Source organism: Bartonella japonica (assembly GCF_040545385.1).
In the GTDB taxonomy this organism is placed as follows: Bacteria; Pseudomonadota; Alphaproteobacteria; order Rhizobiales; family Rhizobiaceae; genus Bartonella; species Bartonella japonica.
This window is the reverse complement of record NZ_JBEPLT010000002.1, coordinates 84390-101491: the sequence shown is the minus strand read 5'-3', so window position 1 is coordinate 101491 and position 17102 is coordinate 84390. Positions and strand designations below refer to the sequence as shown.

Here is a 17102-nt window from a genome sequence, read left to right as displayed (position 1 = left end):
AATCCCTAAATATCCAACCATTGAGAATACTCTTTTTCTGAACTAACAATGCTATTTTTTATACAAAACAGTGCACACCGTAAAAAACTTACTTTTAAATCAATAAAAAGATTCAAAAACAGCTGGAATGAATATCAAAAAATGCAATAGAATCAATACTTGTATAATGCTTTATCCTTATGATAATTTATTGTTTTGATTGTTAGCTGTTTGCTAAGAGAGAGATCGTAAAAAAACATATAAAAATTCAATCAAAAGAATTCCAAAGAGAGCAGCCAAATAAAATAATGAAAAGAAAAATGTTTTTCTCGCCATTAAAATAGTTGCATCATGCGTATCAGCTTTCCACAAACGATAAGATAAATGAATAAAAATAATACCTAAAATTGTCGAAAAAATCCCATAAAAAACCCCTCCAAGACCGATAATATAAGGCCCTACCGCACATATTACCATAAGAACAGTATAAAATAAGATCTGTTTTTTCGCTGAATTTTCACCTCGTATATTCGGCATCATAGGAACGCCTGCTGCCTCGTAATCAAGAGATGAAAATAAAGAAAGAGACCAAAAATGCGGTGGGGTCCACATAAAAATGATTAAAAATAATAAAAAGCACTCAACACTCACCGTGCCCGTTGCCGCAACCCATCCAATCATTGGTGGGAAAGCTCCAGATGCACCGCCAATAACGATATTTTGTGGTGTTAAACGCTTTAACCAAATTGTATAGATAACAACATAAAAGAAAATTGTAAACGCAAGAAAAAGCGCTGCAAACCAATTAATGCAGAACCCCATAACCAAGACAGATAGCGTAGCAAGAACCATACCAAAAATAAATGCCTTCTTAGGGCTAATTTTACCCATTGGAATGGGGCGATTTTTAGTACGTTCCATCACCGCATCAATGTCAGCGTCATACCACATATTAAGTGCCCCTGCAGCACCTCCCCCTACAGCAATACACAAAATTGCTAAAAAACCATAAAATGGACTCACATGTGCAGGCGACACAAGAAATCCTACCAAAGCTGTAAACACAACCAGAGACATAACGCGTGGTTTCAATAATGTAATGTAATCACCAATACTCGCTTTTGGTGGAATTGACTTATCATCTGCAACCGATATTTTTCCTGAAATAGACATCCCAATCAAAAAACCTTTCTATTTTTGTTACCCATAACAAAAACTATTTAGGACATAAACCCGTTGATATCTCATATCATAGTGTTTTTAAGAACATATAGGATACTTCTCTTACCCATCATTTCTAAAAACAGATGGAAATATTTGCAACAAAAACACACTTTTTTAACAGTGATTACTTCTTACATTACAAACTATCGTAAAAATACACCACACACCATAAAAGCAACTCTAAGGATCTTACTGTATTTACGACACACTGTTTTTTCTACTTTTGCTTTTATGTTGTGCATACGAATTAATATGATTAAATAGATAATGGTTTTGTGTTACAATTCCAGCTTGATATTATTTTTATACACGGCTATGCATGAGAGCATAGCGGTGGGATGATTAGGATTTTCTGTGGTATTTTATCAATTGCTAAAAAAGACTTTCTTTGTTTGTGCAGTTCTTTACGCATTCTATAATATTTTTATCAATCATGCATTTGCGCAAACATCCAATATACAAGATGTTCCTGCTCCACAAACCTATGGTGCATGGACAAAAGTTTGTTCTTTGCCACCAGGCACACCCAATATGCAATGTGAAATTGTGCAAAATGTACACATAAAAGATCGTCATGACATTACTCTGCGTATTATGTTTTATAAACTTCCTAAAAATCAGGGAGATTTGATGCGTATTTTTGTTCCAATCCGCGTCGAACTACGCCCTGGTGTTGGAATTAAAATTGACGAGAAAGATATAGGAAGGGTAGAATATCGCCGTTGTATTGGTGACAATTGTATTGCTGAAGCTCTCCTTAAAGAAGAAGTCCTACAACTCTTTTTAAAAGGTAAAATGGCAACATACTTTATTTTTACAACTCCAGAGCAAGCAATTGGAGGACTTGTAGATCTCTATGGTCTTAGTGATGCCTATGCAACCCTGCCAACAGAATAATCATGTGTACACATTGAACTATGTGAATCTCTTGCGTACTTTATAAATTCTCAAATAAAGTAAATGGAAATCTTTTAAAAATTCGTGAAAATAGGATATCCACTATGAAATCGCTGATTGATCATTTTGATATTGCTTCCTCTAAAGTGCAATCACTTGTACAAGAAACGCTTCATCATGCTGATGATGGTGAACTTTATCTTGAATATACAGAAAGCGAAGCTCTTTTATTTGATAATGGACAGCTTAAAAATGGCTCATTCCATCAAGATATGGGATTTGGTATGCGCGTTGTTGCTGGAGAGGCTACTGGATATGCGCATTCTAGTGAATTATCAGCCGCTGCTCTTAAACGTGCTAGTGAAGCAGCAAAAGCTGTTACCTATAACAATCAAGCAGGCCCCTATAGCGTAGCACCTCAACAAACAAATAAAAAACTTTATCAACCACATAATCCTCTTGATGCTCCATCTTTCCAAGAAAAAAGCGCACTTTTGCAGAAAATTGATGCCTATTTACGTACCCAAAATGATAAGGTACACCAAGCAACTATTTCACTTTCCGGATCATTACAACACGTGGAAATTTTACGTGCAGATGGGCATATCGTTCGCGATATTCGTCCTCTTGTTAGACTTTCTGTATCTGTCGTTGCTGCGAAAGGTGATCGACGTGAAAATGGCTTCTATGGATGCGGTGGACGACAAACATTTAGCCAATTCATTCACGAAGAAAATTGGAAAAAAGCTGCTGATGAAGCTTTACGTATGGCTTTAACAAACTTAGAAGCAGAAGCTGCACCAGCAGGAACATTTGATGTTGTTTTAGCCAATGGATGGCCTGGTGTTATGCTTCATGAAGCTGTAGGACATGGTTTAGAAGGTGATTTTAATCGCAAAAAAACATCTGCTTTTTCTGGACTTTTAGGTCAACAAGTTGCTGCAAAAGGCGTAACAATTGTCGATGATGGTACAATCCCTCAATGCCGCGGCTCACTTACCATTGATGATGAAGGGACTCCATCAGGATATAACGTTCTTATTGAAGATGGAAAACTTGTCGGTTTCATGCAAGATAGACTCAATGCCCGACTCATGGGAATGAATCCAACTGGAAATGGACGACGTGAATCCTATGCATACGCACCAATACCGCGAATGACTAATACTATGATGCTAGGAGGAAACAAAACACCTGAAGAAATTCTATCCTCACTTAAAAGTGGCATATATGCTGTCTCATTTGGTGGAGGGCAAGTTGATATTACTTCTGGGAAATTTGTCTTTGAATGTACAGAAGCTTACCGAGTAGAAAATGGCAAAATTGTCGCACCAATTAAAGGTGCAACCCTTATTGGAAACGGACCAGATGCTATGAAACGTATTACAATGATCGGCAATGATAGCAAATTAGACAATGGTATTGGTATGTGTGGAAAAGCTGGTCAAAATGTTCCTGTTGGTGTTGGGCAACCTCATCTACGAATGAATAATATGACGATTGGAGGGGTGCACTTATAAACACATACCTTATAGTTACCTATTTTTAATATTGTATCTTCTCTTGTACGATAAGAATTCATGATGGCTATAGAGTGATACTTTTTAAACATATACCACTCCTATTAATGTGCTAATCAATATTTTTTCTTAAAATTAAGATAGCTAAAAATAAAAAATTATTAGTGAATATAGTGCCCTAATCCAACCTGAGAATCGATACATTGTCATTGTAAATTAATTTGTTGCTTGTTGGCATCTATCATAATGTTAAATTAACTTAATTTTAAATTTCAACGACACTCAAAAAATTTGATTTATACGAGAGTATCCAACTTGTCTTTGCTTTACCTTTGCAATAGGAAATTTTTTCTAAATCATTATTAAGAGCAGACTCTCTACCACCAGAACCAACAATGGTAAAACACTCCTGTTTTTTCCGTCTTTCATAAAAGATTTGAAATTAGAATTGACCATCCGAAGCGTGCTTAAATTATTATCTTTATCTCTTAGAGAAACAATAAAACCTCCCGCTAAACACATGCGAATACTAGAATTATGCTTTTTTTATTTTCATGCCTTCTTCAAAAGATTTTACAACCATAACGCCTTGTTTTTTAAACTCATAAGATACTCTAATTTACCGAGCCAATCCACGAAAACATCGCTAAGGCTCTTCTTTCTTCCTACGAGAACCAATATTTCATCCACTTTTCGTGTAAGTTCATAATACCATATAATAAAAATACGTACATTGATCCCACAAGCTGTTGTGATATCCTTATCAATATTACGCACTAGTTAGCACTGCTTGAAGTTGGCAGAATCGCACATAATAATCAAACTAATATCATAGAGATGTAAAAACAATACACTTACACATGTTTCACAGCGCTTTATTTCACAAGCACGACGTTTATTACTCTTGAAAACAATAGGAACTTCACCTTCTTCAAATGAAGATTTTGGAATTGTATCTAATAAAGCGATCAGAAAGCTCCCTTTCGTCTCCTTAAAACAGCAATAACTTCAACATGTGGTGACCATAAAAATTGATCTATCGGTATAATCTGTTCTATTGTGTAACCACCTGCAACAAGAAGAGACACATCACGTGCAAATGTAACAGGATTGCATGAAATAGCTATCATGCATGGAATTTTTGTTTTCGCTAGTTCACGCACCTGTTCTTCTGCCCCAGCACGTGGAGGATCAAAAACAACATACTCAAAATACGCAAGCTCCTTTGCAGAAAGCGGACGACGAAAGAGATCACGTTTTTCACAAGTCACTGTTTTTAAACCAGTCGTGGAACGTGCTGCTGAATCTAAATTTGCTAACGCCGCTTCATTATTTTCTACCGCATGAACATTCACCTTTTTAGCCATCCGTAAAGTAAATGTTCCTATCCCTGAAAACAAATCAACAGCATTTCTTGCCTTTTTTAAATGAGTCAAAATAATATCACCCATGATGTTTTCTGCCTCAGACGTCGCTTGAAGAAAACCACCAGATGGAAATTCGACATAAATATCTGCAAAGCAAACCAATGGTTTTTCTCGTTCGACCAAAATTTCACCTTCAACAGACAACCTCGTAATCCCACACAAAAGAGCTGCATGTATCATTTTTTGACGAATGGACTCATGGCGTATAACACAGCCACTTAGAGCAACATCTAAACCATTTTCAACGCGGATGTCACCTGATTACAGAGAAAAGCACAGAGCACTCTAATATCATTCAATTTAGATATAATTTCTGACTGACTTACTGGACATTCCTTAAGAGCCACAACATCATGAGATGAGATGACGATTAAAACCAATCTTATAACCTTGTGGTGTCATGGATGCCGTTAAAGTCATTCGCCGGCGGCTATAAGGCTTACATTCATATAAAGGCGAAACAACATGATCAAGTCCATATTCTTTCAGTGCATCAACGACCAGTTGTCGTTTCCATGCGCGATAAGCATCAGCATGCCAATGCTGAAGTGCACATCCTCCACATTCTCCAAAATGCTGACAAAGAGCATCAATGCGTTCTGGTGATTTTTCCTTTAATGCGATCAGTGTAGCATTTTTTCCATGAATGGCAATTTCGACACATTCTCCTGGTAAGGTGAAAGGAACAGAAACAAGGCCATGCAATGTCTTTATGATACCATTACCATTCACCCCAATATGATCAATTCTGACATTGTCATTCACTCTTGTTTTTCTCCGAATAACAAATATTCCAAATTACCATCACCACCCACAATAGGTGAGAGAAGCATATCTTTTGCACTCCATCCTCTTTGCAAATTTAACCAATCAAAAAGCTTTTCAGCAGTTTCTTTCGCCATGGATGGATCTTTTAATATTCCTCCCTTGCCCAAATGACCACGCCCAACCTCAAATTGAGGTTTTACCAACAAAACAGCTTGAGCTCCTTTCTTGGCTAAAGACAAAACAGGAGGCAATGCAAGTTTGAGAGAAATAAAGCTGACATCTGAAACAATGAGATCAATTTTCCGTCCCCCTAAATGTTCTTGTTTTAAATCTCTAACATTTAAACCTTCTAATAAAGTTATCGCACTATTACTAGATAAACGCGCATCCAATTGATGATGACCTACATCAACAGCAATAACATGAGCCGCTCCACGTTCTAAAAGAACCTGTGTAAAACCACCTGTTGATGCGCCAATATCAATGGCAGTCACTTTATCCGTTACAATAGGAAACGCATCAAGTGCACTGATTAACTTTAATGCTGCACGTGAAACATAATTTTGTGCCGGATCACAAACGATAATCTCTGCATCATCAGAAATGATTTGCCCAGCCTTGAAAATAATTTCACCATTAACCTTAACGGTTTTGCGCATAATCGCATCACGTGCCCGTGATCGTGAGGTAAAAAAGTTTTTTTCAACTAAAAGAATATCAAACCTTTTTTTAGCGGCCATTTTATACTCAAATTTTCTGCACTGTTTGCATTTTACGTCCCAAAACAGCGAAAACCGTGTTGACAATGCCAACAGCATCAAGCCCAACACGTGAAAGAACTTTCTCTGGTAAACCATGATTCAAATATTCATCAGGAAATTTTAATGTGCGGACTTTCAAACCATGTTCTAAGAGTCCTTCTTGCGCCAAAAATTGTAATAAGTGCGCTCCAAATCCTCCTATTGCCCCTTCTTCAATTGTCACTAATACTTCATGCTCACGAGCCAAATGACGCATCAAATCCTTATCTAAAGGTTTTGCAAAGCGTGCATCTGCAACCGTTGTTGACAATCCTTCCGATGCCAACGTATCAGCAGCCACCAAGACTTCCGACATCCGCGTTCCAAAACAAACCAAAGCTACCTTGTTCCCTTCACGTAGAACACGCCCTTTTCCAATTTCTAGTAACTCACCGCGTTGTGGTAAATCCATACCAATACCTTCACCACGTGGATAACGAAAAGAAATTGGTCCCTTATCATAAGCTGCAGCAGTACGTACCATATGCATCAATTCAACTTCATCAGAAGGTGCCATAACAACAAACTCAGGAAGAGTAGCTAAAAAAACAATATCAAAACTACCAGCATGCGTCGCACCATCTGCCCCGACAAAACCCGCTCGATCAATAGCAAAACGCACAGGCAATTTTTGAATCGATACATCATGGATAATCTGATCATAAGCACGCTGTAAAAAAGTAGAATAAATCGCAACAAAAGGCTTATACCCTTCGCAAGCAATACCAGCAGCAAAAGTTACGGCATGCTGCTCAGCAATACCAACATCAAACATTCTTTCAGGAAATTTTTCAGCAAAAGCATCAAGACCTGTTCCCGTTGGCATAGCTGCCGTTATACTCACAATCTTATCATCATGCATAGCTTCTTCCATTAAAGCCTTAGAAAATACCTTCGTATAAGGAAGAGCATTGCTTCGCGCTTTCACCTGTTTACCTGTTATAATATCAAAACGATTAACACCATGATATTTATCAGATGATGCTTCCGCAGGTGCATATCCTTTCCCTTTATGCGTAACCACATGTACCAAAACAGGACCATGAGGATATTCACGAACATTTTTTAAAACAGGTAACAAATGCCTTAAATTATGACCATCTATTGGCCCAACATAATAAAAACCAAGCTCATCAAACAAGGTTCCACCAACCAACAAACCCCGTGCAAACTCCTCTGAACGACGCGCTTTTTCCAGAAAAAACTTTGGCAATTTTTCGCTAAACATTTTTATCCGTTCACGCAAACTACGGTAAGCAGGACGGGAAACCAATCGTGCAAGATGCGCACTCATAGCACCTGTAGGAGAGGCAATAGACATATCGTTATCATTAAGAATAACAATCAAACGCGCATCTAAAGCACCAGCATTATTCATCGCTTCATATGCCATACCAGCAGACATAGCACCATCACCAATCACAGAAATAATATTTCGCCTTTTCTCTGCTTTCAAAGCGCTCACCACTGCCATGCCAAGACCCGCTGAAATAGACGTAGAAGAATGACCAGCACCAAATGGATCATACACACTTTCTGAACGCTTCGTGAAACCTGATAACCCACCCTCTTGACGCAATGTACGAATTCTATCTCTACGACCTGTTAAAATTTTATGCGGATAGGCTTGATGACCAACATCCCAAATAATTCTATCCTCAGGTGTATTAAAAACATAATGTAGCGCGACAGTGAGTTCAACAACACCTAGCCCCGCACCAAGATGACCACCCGTGACAGAAACCGCATCAATTGTTTCCGCCCGCAGTTCATCAGCTAATATTGCCAAATCGGACTCAGGCAATGCCCGTAAATCACGCGGTAAACAAATACGGTCAAGTAATGGCGTCAATGTCCCAGACAAAAAAAACTCCTCAATATGATCTCATCAAGAAAGTGAAATGGTAAAAATATGTTTTTCTCATTTATCGCTTTGCATGTTTTTACTAAAAAATATTCTCTGTAAGCGATACTCTATGACTTTCTCCATCTCTAACTTATTTTATACAAAAGAAACCAATAAAATGCGTCTTCTTAATGACATTATTGCGTCTCTTATCTTGAACAAATACCCCAAAACTACTGAAGATTACTCAGAATCTAGAGGCGTTACACTCTCTGGATGCCCTTCATCTGAAAGTTGAATCTTCTCAACTTTAGCTTCAGCCACTTTCAGAAGTCGCTCACAATGCTTTTTAAGAGCTTCACCGCGCTCATAAATATCAATTGATCGTTCTAACGGAATATCTCCACGTTCCAAATTTTCAACAATATCCTCAAGCTGCTTAAGTGCTTGTTCAAAACTTAAAGACGCAATATCATCATTTTCTACTTCTTTTTTCATACAATTCTCACAAAATATCTGTTCTGGATATATGAATTCCAAAACCTTCTAAATCCATGAAATGGCACTCTTTGAGAGCATAAACAATAACAGAATGAATCCCTAAATGTTTTAAAATTTGTGATCCTAAACCAATTTTACGCCACTCTTCTTCACGTTTAACTGCCTGAGCGTGGTTTTCTAAACCTTCTCTCACCACACCCTGAATGCCAAAAGCTGATTGTACACTAACAGCCCCTTCACGCAAATAAACAAACACGCCGCGCTTTTCTTTTTCCATTATACGTTGCATGATAGTCGTAATATCTGAAGACTGACCCAAAACATTATTTAAAACATTTTCATGCTGCAAGCAGACAGGAATATTCTCACCTTCACAGATATCACCAAAAACGATTGCAATATGTTGCACTGTTTCCCAAGGAAGTTGATAACTGTGAACAACGGCTGATCCTATTGATGTTTCAATAGGCATTTCTCCAACATGCTTGATTAAGATTTCTTTACGCTGGCGATAAGCTATTAAATCTGCAACCGTTATTTTATGCAATCGATGTTCTTGCGCGAATTTTGTAATCTCATCTCCACATTTAACGCTTCCATCATCATTGACCAGCTCACCGATAACACCAACTGGCGGCAAACCAACTAATTTACATAAATCAACGGCTGCCTCCGTATGGCCTGAACGCATTAGAACTCCCCCTTCATGCGCAATCAAAGGAAAAATATGTCCTGGACGAATAAAATCGTTCGGACCAGCATTTGAATTAGCAAGATTACGCACTGCTAATGTGCGATCATGTGCTGAAATTCCCGTTGTTATTCCATGTTTAAAATCAACTGTAACTGTAAATTGAGTACGATGCGCAGAATGGTTATCAGACACCATAGGGACAAGATTAAACCGTTGTGCTTCTTCTTTTGGCATAGGAGCACAAACAATGCCTGTTGTATGACGAATGATAAACGCCATTTTTTCTTCTGTACAATGGGTAGCAGCAACCGTTAAATCACCTTCATTTTCACGGTCATCATCATCGGTAACCACAACGATTTCACCGCGTTCAAAAGCCCGAAGTGCAGAAACAATATTTTTTTCGTCATATACCATTATTCACCTCTCGAATCACCCAACCTGACCGCGATGCCTTAGATAATGGTCAGCGATAGCACAAGCAACCATCGCTTCACCAACAGGAACAGCACGAATTCCCACACAAGGATCATGGCGTCCCTTTGTTATAACCTTTACATCATTACCATTAATATCAATCGAACGACGAGCTGTTAAAATTGATGAAGTAGGTTTCACAGCAAAGCGTGCGATAATTGGCTGCCCACTCGATATTCCACCTAAAATACCACCTGCGTGATTGGATAAAAAAAGTGGCTTCCCATCATTTCCCATCCGCATTTCATCCGCATTTTCTTCTCCTGTCAAGCAAGCTGCTGCAAAACCATCACCTATTTCAACCCCCTTTACCGCATTAATCGACATAAGTAATGACGCTATATCTTGATCAAGTTTTGCATAAACAGGTGCTCCTAAACCTGCTGGAACATTTTCTGCAACAATTTCAACAACAGCCCCAATGGACGAACCATCTTTGCGTATTTTCTCTATATAATCACTAAAAACCTGCACCATCTCTGCATCAGGTGTAAAAAAAGGATTGTTATCAACCTCTGACCAATTCCAACGATCGCGATTAATATTATGGGAGCCAATGGCTATCACAGCTCCTCGTACGATCAAATCAGGAACAATTTTACGCGCAATAGCACCTGCCGCAACACGCGCTGCTGTCTCACGCGCTGAAGCACGTCCGCCACCTCGAAAATCACGAATACCATATTTAACATCATAAGTATAATCTGCATGACCAGGACGATACTGATCAGCAATGGAATCATAATCCTTAGAACGCTGATCTGCATTGTGTATCAATAGGGAAATTGGTGTTCCTGTTGTTAGCAATGTTATTCCATCGTCTTGAACAATAACCCCTGAAAGAACCTCTACCTGATCTAACTCTTTACGCTGTGTTGTATATTTGGACTGCCCTGGTCGACGTTTATTGAGATAAGATTGAATTTCTGAAAGAGTGAAAACAATTCCTGGAGGACAACCATCAATGATACAACCAAGAGCAACACCATGACTTTCTCCCCATGTTGTTACACGAAACAAATGACCAAATGTATTATGCGACATGAAAAATAAACCATTTCTTCGTCAAATATATGCAAACCACAAAGCATATTGAGTTGTATACAAACAGCCTTTCTCAAAATATAGTAGACTGTTTTAAATTCGGTCAAATCACCATTGTCGAAGCGAGTCTATAGATCAAACTTCATTATTTAACGACAGAAATGTCTGGTGCATCAACAGCTTTCATACCTATGATATTATAACCTGAATCCACATGATGCACTTCACCTGTAACAGAACGAGACAAATTTGAAAGGAAATAAAGAGCAGAATCACCTACTTCTTCTATTGTCACGGTACGACGTAAAGGAGCATTATATTCATTCCATTTTAAAATATAACGGAAATCACCAATGCCAGAAGCAGCTAACGTTTTGATTGGTCCAGCAGAAATAGCATTAACACGAATATTTCTAGGACCTAAATCTACGGCAAGGTATTTTACACTTGCTTCAAGAGCCGCTTTTGCAACTCCCATCACGTTATAATTGGGAACAACCTTTTCTGCACCATAATAGGTCAGTGTTAAAATCGAACCGCCATCCGACATTAATTTTTCCGCACGCTTCGCTAAAGCTGTTAAGGAGTAAACGGAAATATTCATGGTCATCATAAAATTCGATTCGCTGATATCAATATAACGACCGCTTAATTCATCTTTATCAGAAAAACCGATTGCATGAATTAAAAAATCAAGCTTTCCCCATCTCTCCTCTATCGTTTTAAAAACTGCATCAATAGATGCACTATCAGAAACATCACAATGACCACAAATAAACCCTTGTACTTCTGCAGCCAAAGGCTGAACACGCTTTTTCATCGCTTCACCCTGATAGGTAAAAGCGAGCTCTGCTCCAGCCGCACTAGCCGCCTTTGCTATCCCCCACGCGATAGAGCGATTATTAGCTAATCCCAAAATTAAACCACGCTTGCCGTACAATAAACCATTATCTTTAGCCATTAGCACTGCCCTGTTACTATTAAAATTAATATTATTTATCTGCCCTATGGCATAGGTCAACTCTTTCTTCAAGCAATTGGTTTAAAATCAAACAAAAACTATGCTTTTATATCATCCAAAAACTAACTTTTTTGCATTTGCAAGAATTGTTCTAAGGCAGCATCTCTACCCTCTGGCAACATAATACGAACATGCACATAAAGATCATCTCTTTTGCCATTTTTTAAACGAAGTCCTTTTTCCTTCAACCGTAAAACGCGATCAGAACTCGACCAAGCAGGAATAGTTAAAACCACACGACCTTCCAAAGTTTCCACTTCTTCCTTTGCCCCCAAAACAGCATGTTTCAAGGAAACTGGCAAATCAAGATGGAGAGCCCTTCCTTCAACCCGCAAACGAGGATGTTTTTGAATTTGAATGGTTACCAATGCATCTCCTGCTTGACCATAAGCAACTTCTTCTCCCTGGCCTTTTAAACGAATGATTTGGCCATCTTCAACGTAATCTGGAAGCTTAATTTTTAACTTTTTTCCATTAGGAAAAACAGCTTCTACCTTTTCAGCACCAACCAACTGCTCCAATGTAACAGAAAGATGAGCACGAACATGAGCTCCTTGTTGAGACCGATTATGTTGTGTAGAATTTGACCCCCCCCCTCCTCTACCAAATAAATCGCGAAAAATATCGCTCGCATCAAAACCTGCACCGCCTGAAGAACCAAAATCAAATCCCTTCGCACCTCCTGAAAAAGAATGATATCTCTTGCGAAAACTTTCATCCGCACCATAGGTTTGATAAAGTGGTCGTCCTTCCATATCAATTTCACCACGATCAAATTGTGCTTTTTTGTCTTTATCACCTATAATTTCATAAGCTTGATTAATTTCAGAAAATTTTTCTTTAGCCTTTGTATCACCCGTATTGTGATCTGGATGATACTTCTTTGCTAACCTTCTAAATGCCGATTTAATCTCTTGTGGTTTTGCGGTACGTGCTACACCCAAAATCGTGTAAGGATCACGCATATTATCCTCTTTTCAATTTTTTCATTTTCAAAATATCAACTGATATGTTATTTCTCTCATATCTCCATTAGTTTTTTTAAGAATGACTATTCTCTTTTAATTATATGTCTATAAAGAAGTAAAAATACCAGATAAATAGGTATTTTATTTCATAGTTCATTGCATTTTATGCTAAAAATAAAAATGATTTTAATACCATCATAGTAATATAATGGCGTTAATGGTATGTGACAATATTGGCTTTTTGAAATAAGAAAAACAGCACGTTGTTTCTTGATGATAAAGCAAATAAAAAAGCTTCATCACTCATGTGCACTGATACTCGGAGATACTATGAGTAATAAAGTACAAGATGATTCTATGCAAATACAAAAACCTTTTGCACTTTTTGCAAAGTGGCTTGAAGAGGCAACAGTAAGTGAAATAAATGATCCTAATGCTATGGCATTAGCAACAGTCGATGAAACAGGCTTGCCTAATGTTCGTATGGTCCTCCTTAAAGATTACAGTCCTCAAGGTTTTGTCTTCTATACAAACTATGAAAGCCAAAAAGGACAAGAAATTTTAAAATCCATGAAAGCATCCTTAGGGTTTCATTGGAAATCACTTCGCCGTCAGATCAGGATTCGGGGGATTGTCAAAAAAGTCAACATTCAAGAAGCAGATGCATATTTCCAATCCCGACCACGCGGCAATCAAATTGGCGCATGGGCATCCAAACAATCCCAACCATTGGAAAATCGTTTTATTCTCGAACAAGCAATTGCTCAATATACAATGCGTTATGCAATCGGAAATATCCCGCGTCCACCTTATTGGTCCGGATTTCGAGTCCAACCCCTTTCTATTGAATTCTGGCGTGACCGTCCATTCCGTTTACATGATCGTTTACTCTTTACACGCAATTCTGTTGAACAAAATGATTGGCAAATACAAAAGCTCTATCCCTAATCTTTCAAGATTAACAGCATGAGAATTAATATTCATAAAGATTTGACAAATCTTTGCAAAACCAAAAAGAAATCTTTAAATTGCAAAATTGCAGCTAAACTAAAGAATTCTATTTTCTATGTAAAATTTCAAATTGTAGTCCTTTTCTCCAGCACCACTGGAAGAAAGGTTACAGCTATAAAAGCTGAATCAACTGCAAAAACTATATCTAGTATTCCCTTAATCAAAGTAATCCGCAGTATTTTAAAAAGTAAAATGATCTTTCATATCTTAGTTCTGATAACATAAGTGACAAGGTATAATTTTCATAAAAAGAGAAATGATTGGTTCAGATATCCTCACTCAAATCTGTTTTCGTTCATTCTTGGAAATAGATAAAATTTAACCTCATTGCAATATTCCATGGAAAACATAGGAGAAGAACTCCAAGGTTGTGATAAAAAATCTCAATCATAAACTGCAAACAGATTATGAAAGTTACAAAGAACAAAAGAATGAAATTGTTCTTCGATTTTCATTTCACTTACTTTCACCCATCATATGATACAGGTCCATTTCAGCATCACATACATAACGTATAATTTTATTTTTTTAATTTTAAACAGCAGGATAAAGTATCATCCATAGACCGCCACACACCAAACTAGCAAAAATCACAAAACCAATGAATGAATTTGATTTGAAAAGCTTTAGACATTGTGCATTATCATCTATATCAATGACTTTAATTTGAATGAACAAGTGAACACTCGCTACAAAAATCCCTAAAAAGCTCATAATTGGGACCTTTGCCAAATAAAATGCTAAGCTAACGAATATTATAAAGCCGCTGTACAAAAATACCAAAGCACGCTTAGTACCTTTACCAAAAAGAAGTGCTGTGGAACGTACACCAACAGTCGCATCATCCTCTTTATCTTGGTGTGCATAAATTGTATCATACCCTATTGTCCATAAAATTGATCCTGCATAAAGTAAAATCGGTGCCCAACTTAAATTTTCATATACGACTGCCCACCCCATTAATGCCCCCCAATTAAACGCAATACCTAAAAAAAGCTGCGGCCAATATGTTACTCGTTTCATAAAAGGATAGAGAGCAACCGCTATCAATGACGATATCCCTAGGAAAAAACTAAATTTATTAAATTGTGATAAAACGCCTAAACCAACCAAACATTGCACTAAAATAAAAATTTTTGCCTGAAACCGACTCACATGACCTGTAGGCAATGGGCGAGAACGTGTTCTCTCCACCTGAGAATCAATTTTATGATCGATAAGATCATTCCAAGTACACCCTGCACCCCGCATAGCAATAGAACCTAGTAAAAAAAGAAAGAGATACCAAAACCAATGAAATAACATTGATAAAAGAGGCAATGAGTGCATTTCGTAAGAAAGAAAAGCCATTGTTGTTGACCAAAAACAAGGCCACATCAATAACTGCCATCCGATAGGACGGTCCCAACGTGCCAATTGAGCATAAAACCACAAAGAAGAAGGAAGAAACTGGTAGACCCATTGCTTGGAGGATGCATCAAAAACCCGTCCCTGATGCTCGCATGATTGAATATGTGCAATATTTTTATTTTTTTTCATCAAATAATTTTACCTTTAGTCTTGCGATATAGGCATTTCATTCTTATGACAAGAAAATACATTTAATTATCTTCTATGATAGGAGCAAACAATGAACATCCTTCTTATCGGCTCAGGCGGACGAGAACATGCTTTAGCATGGAAAATAGCAGCATCACCACTGCTAACAAAATTATATTGTGCTCCTGGAAATCCTGCAACAGTGGAATTTGGTGAAAATGTCGATTTGAACATTGATGACCATCCTCTTATCATTGAATTTTGTAAAACACATTCTATAGACTTGGTGGTTATCGGACCAGAAGCACCACTTGTCGCAGGTATAACAGACTCGCTTAATAAGGCTGATATCTGTGTCTTTGGACCAACTCAAAAAGCTGCTCAACTAGAAGGTTCAAAAGCTTTCACAAAAGATCTATGTTACAAGAGTAATATTCCTACTGGAACTTACCGATGCTTTAATGATGCTATAAAAGCCAAAGCCTACATTCGTCAACAAAGTGTTCCCATTGTTATTAAAGCCGACGGCTTAGCGGCTGGTAAAGGTGTTACTGTTGCAACAACAATGGAAGAAGCATTCGATGCTGTTGATAACTGTTTTGAAAATGCATTTGGTGACGCAGGGAAAAAAATTGTTGTAGAATCTTTTCTTGAAGGTGAAGAAGCAAGCTTCTTTTGCCTTTGTGATGGCAAAATCGCTCTTCCCTTTGGATCAGCACAAGATCACAAACGTGTGGGTGATGGTGATACTGGGGCCAATACCGGCGGCATGGGAGCCTACTCACCAGCGCCCGTCATGACTGAAGAAATGATTCATCGTACCCTCAAAGAAATTGTTGAACCAGCATTACACAGTATGAGCGCAATGGGAGCCCCCTTTAAAGGCATTCTTTTCGTCGGATTAATGATAACACAAAAAGGTCCTGAACTCATTGAATTTAACGTGCGATTCGGTGATCCTGAATGTCAAGTTTTAATGATGCGCCTACAAGAGGACATTCTTCCACTTCTTCTTGCTGCAGCTCAAGGAAAACTTGAACAAAGAAAACTTCAATGGTCTGAAAAAACTTCTTTAACTGTCGTTATGGCTGCTAAAGGTTACCCAAGTTCTCCCCAAAAAGGGACTATTATCCGCAACCTTGATAAGGTCAATACTCTCCCTGAGGTGAAAGTCTTTCAAGCAGGGACAACTTTATGTAATGGAAAACTCATTGCGAATGGTGGACGTGTTTTAAATATAACCGCAACAGGAGATACTGTGATACATGCTCAAAAACGCGCTTATGAAGCTGTCGATTGTGTTGATTGGCCAGAAGGTTTTGTTCGTCGCGATATTGGATGGCGTGCCATCGCACGAGAAAGCTAATTCTTTGAAGCGTTTTTAAT

15 protein-coding genes and 1 pseudogene are annotated in these 17102 nt (G+C 38.0%); 4 read left to right on the top strand and 12 right to left on the bottom strand.

Going from position 1 to position 17102, the window contains the following annotated elements; translation table 11 throughout:
- Window positions 1-213: 213 nt before the first annotated feature.
- Window positions 214-1152, bottom strand: a complete 939-nt coding sequence (gene cyoE, locus ABID39_RS02040; protein ID WP_354185543.1) for a heme o synthase — start codon at window positions 1150-1152, stop codon at window positions 214-216.
- Window positions 1153-1557: 405 nt separating this feature from the next.
- Between cyoE and ABID39_RS02035 the strand changes: the two genes are divergently transcribed.
- The gene (locus ABID39_RS02035) at window positions 1558-2100 is read left to right on the top strand and encodes an invasion associated locus B family protein (protein WP_354185541.1); all 543 of its coding nucleotides are present in this window, start codon (window positions 1558-1560) and stop codon (window positions 2098-2100) included.
- Between the two features lie 104 nt (window positions 2101-2204).
- Window positions 2205-3620 carry a metalloprotease TldD gene (gene tldD / locus ABID39_RS02030; RefSeq protein ID WP_354185539.1) on the top strand — a complete coding sequence of 472 codons (1416 nt, stop codon included), beginning with the start codon at window positions 2205-2207 and terminating at the stop codon, window positions 3618-3620.
- 573 nt (window positions 3621-4193) lie between these two features.
- Here the strand turns inward: tldD and ABID39_RS02025 are convergent.
- The 10 genes and pseudogenes from ABID39_RS02025 to ABID39_RS01980 form a co-directional block, all read right to left on the bottom strand.
- Window positions 4194-4397, bottom strand: coding sequence for a hypothetical protein (locus ABID39_RS02025; RefSeq protein WP_354185537.1), 204 nt, complete (start codon window positions 4395-4397; stop codon window positions 4194-4196).
- 3 nt (window positions 4398-4400) lie between these two features.
- Window positions 4401-4571: a helix-turn-helix domain-containing protein gene (locus ABID39_RS02020; RefSeq protein ID WP_354185627.1), complete on the bottom strand. Its 171-nt coding sequence runs from the start codon at window positions 4569-4571 to the stop codon at window positions 4401-4403.
- Between the two features lie 17 nt (window positions 4572-4588).
- Window positions 4589-5812 (bottom strand): annotated as a pseudogene (locus ABID39_RS02015) (class I SAM-dependent RNA methyltransferase).
- Window positions 5809-6555, bottom strand: a complete 747-nt coding sequence (locus ABID39_RS02010; RefSeq protein ID WP_354185535.1) for a TlyA family RNA methyltransferase — start codon at window positions 6553-6555, stop codon at window positions 5809-5811. The pseudogene ABID39_RS02015 and the gene ABID39_RS02010 overlap by 4 nt, the downstream one beginning before the upstream one ends.
- 7 nt (window positions 6556-6562) lie before the next feature.
- Window positions 6563-8479 (bottom strand): 1-deoxy-D-xylulose-5-phosphate synthase, encoded by a 1917-nt coding sequence (gene dxs / locus ABID39_RS02005; RefSeq protein WP_354185533.1) that lies wholly within the window; start codon window positions 8477-8479, stop codon window positions 6563-6565.
- A gap of 225 nt (window positions 8480-8704) precedes the next feature.
- Entirely contained in the window at window positions 8705-8959 is a 255-nt protein-coding gene (locus ABID39_RS02000) for an exodeoxyribonuclease VII small subunit (protein WP_354185531.1), read from the bottom strand.
- A 7-nt stretch (window positions 8960-8966) separates the two neighbouring features.
- Window positions 8967-10073, bottom strand: a complete 1107-nt coding sequence (gene ribB, locus ABID39_RS01995) for a 3,4-dihydroxy-2-butanone-4-phosphate synthase (RefSeq protein ID WP_354185529.1) — start codon at window positions 10071-10073, stop codon at window positions 8967-8969.
- Window positions 10074-10088: 15 nt separating this feature from the next.
- A complete protein-coding gene (gene aroC, locus ABID39_RS01990; RefSeq protein ID WP_354185527.1) occupies window positions 10089-11177 on the bottom strand; it encodes a chorismate synthase in 1089 nt (362 codons plus the stop codon).
- A 145-nt stretch (window positions 11178-11322) separates the two neighbouring features.
- Complete coding sequence (gene fabI / locus ABID39_RS01985; protein WP_354185525.1) at window positions 11323-12138, bottom strand: enoyl-ACP reductase FabI; 816 nt, start codon at window positions 12136-12138, stop codon at window positions 11323-11325.
- A gap of 122 nt (window positions 12139-12260) precedes the next feature.
- Entirely contained in the window at window positions 12261-13163 is a 903-nt protein-coding gene (locus ABID39_RS01980; protein WP_354185523.1) for a DnaJ C-terminal domain-containing protein, read from the bottom strand.
- 333 nt (window positions 13164-13496) lie between these two features.
- On the opposite strand from ABID39_RS01980, the gene pdxH reads away from it, so the two are divergent.
- Complete coding sequence (gene pdxH / locus ABID39_RS01975) at window positions 13497-14114, top strand: pyridoxamine 5'-phosphate oxidase (RefSeq protein WP_354185521.1); 618 nt, start codon at window positions 13497-13499, stop codon at window positions 14112-14114.
- Window positions 14115-14711: 597 nt separating this feature from the next.
- Here the strand turns inward: pdxH and ubiA are convergent.
- Window positions 14712-15716: a 4-hydroxybenzoate octaprenyltransferase gene (gene ubiA, locus ABID39_RS01970; RefSeq protein ID WP_354185519.1), complete on the bottom strand. Its 1005-nt coding sequence runs from the start codon at window positions 15714-15716 to the stop codon at window positions 14712-14714.
- Window positions 15717-15807: 91 nt separating this feature from the next.
- Between ubiA and purD the strand changes: the two genes are divergently transcribed.
- Window positions 15808-17082, top strand: a complete 1275-nt coding sequence (purD, locus tag ABID39_RS01965; RefSeq protein ID WP_354185517.1) for a phosphoribosylamine--glycine ligase — start codon at window positions 15808-15810, stop codon at window positions 17080-17082.
- Window positions 17083-17102 lie beyond the last annotated feature (20 nt).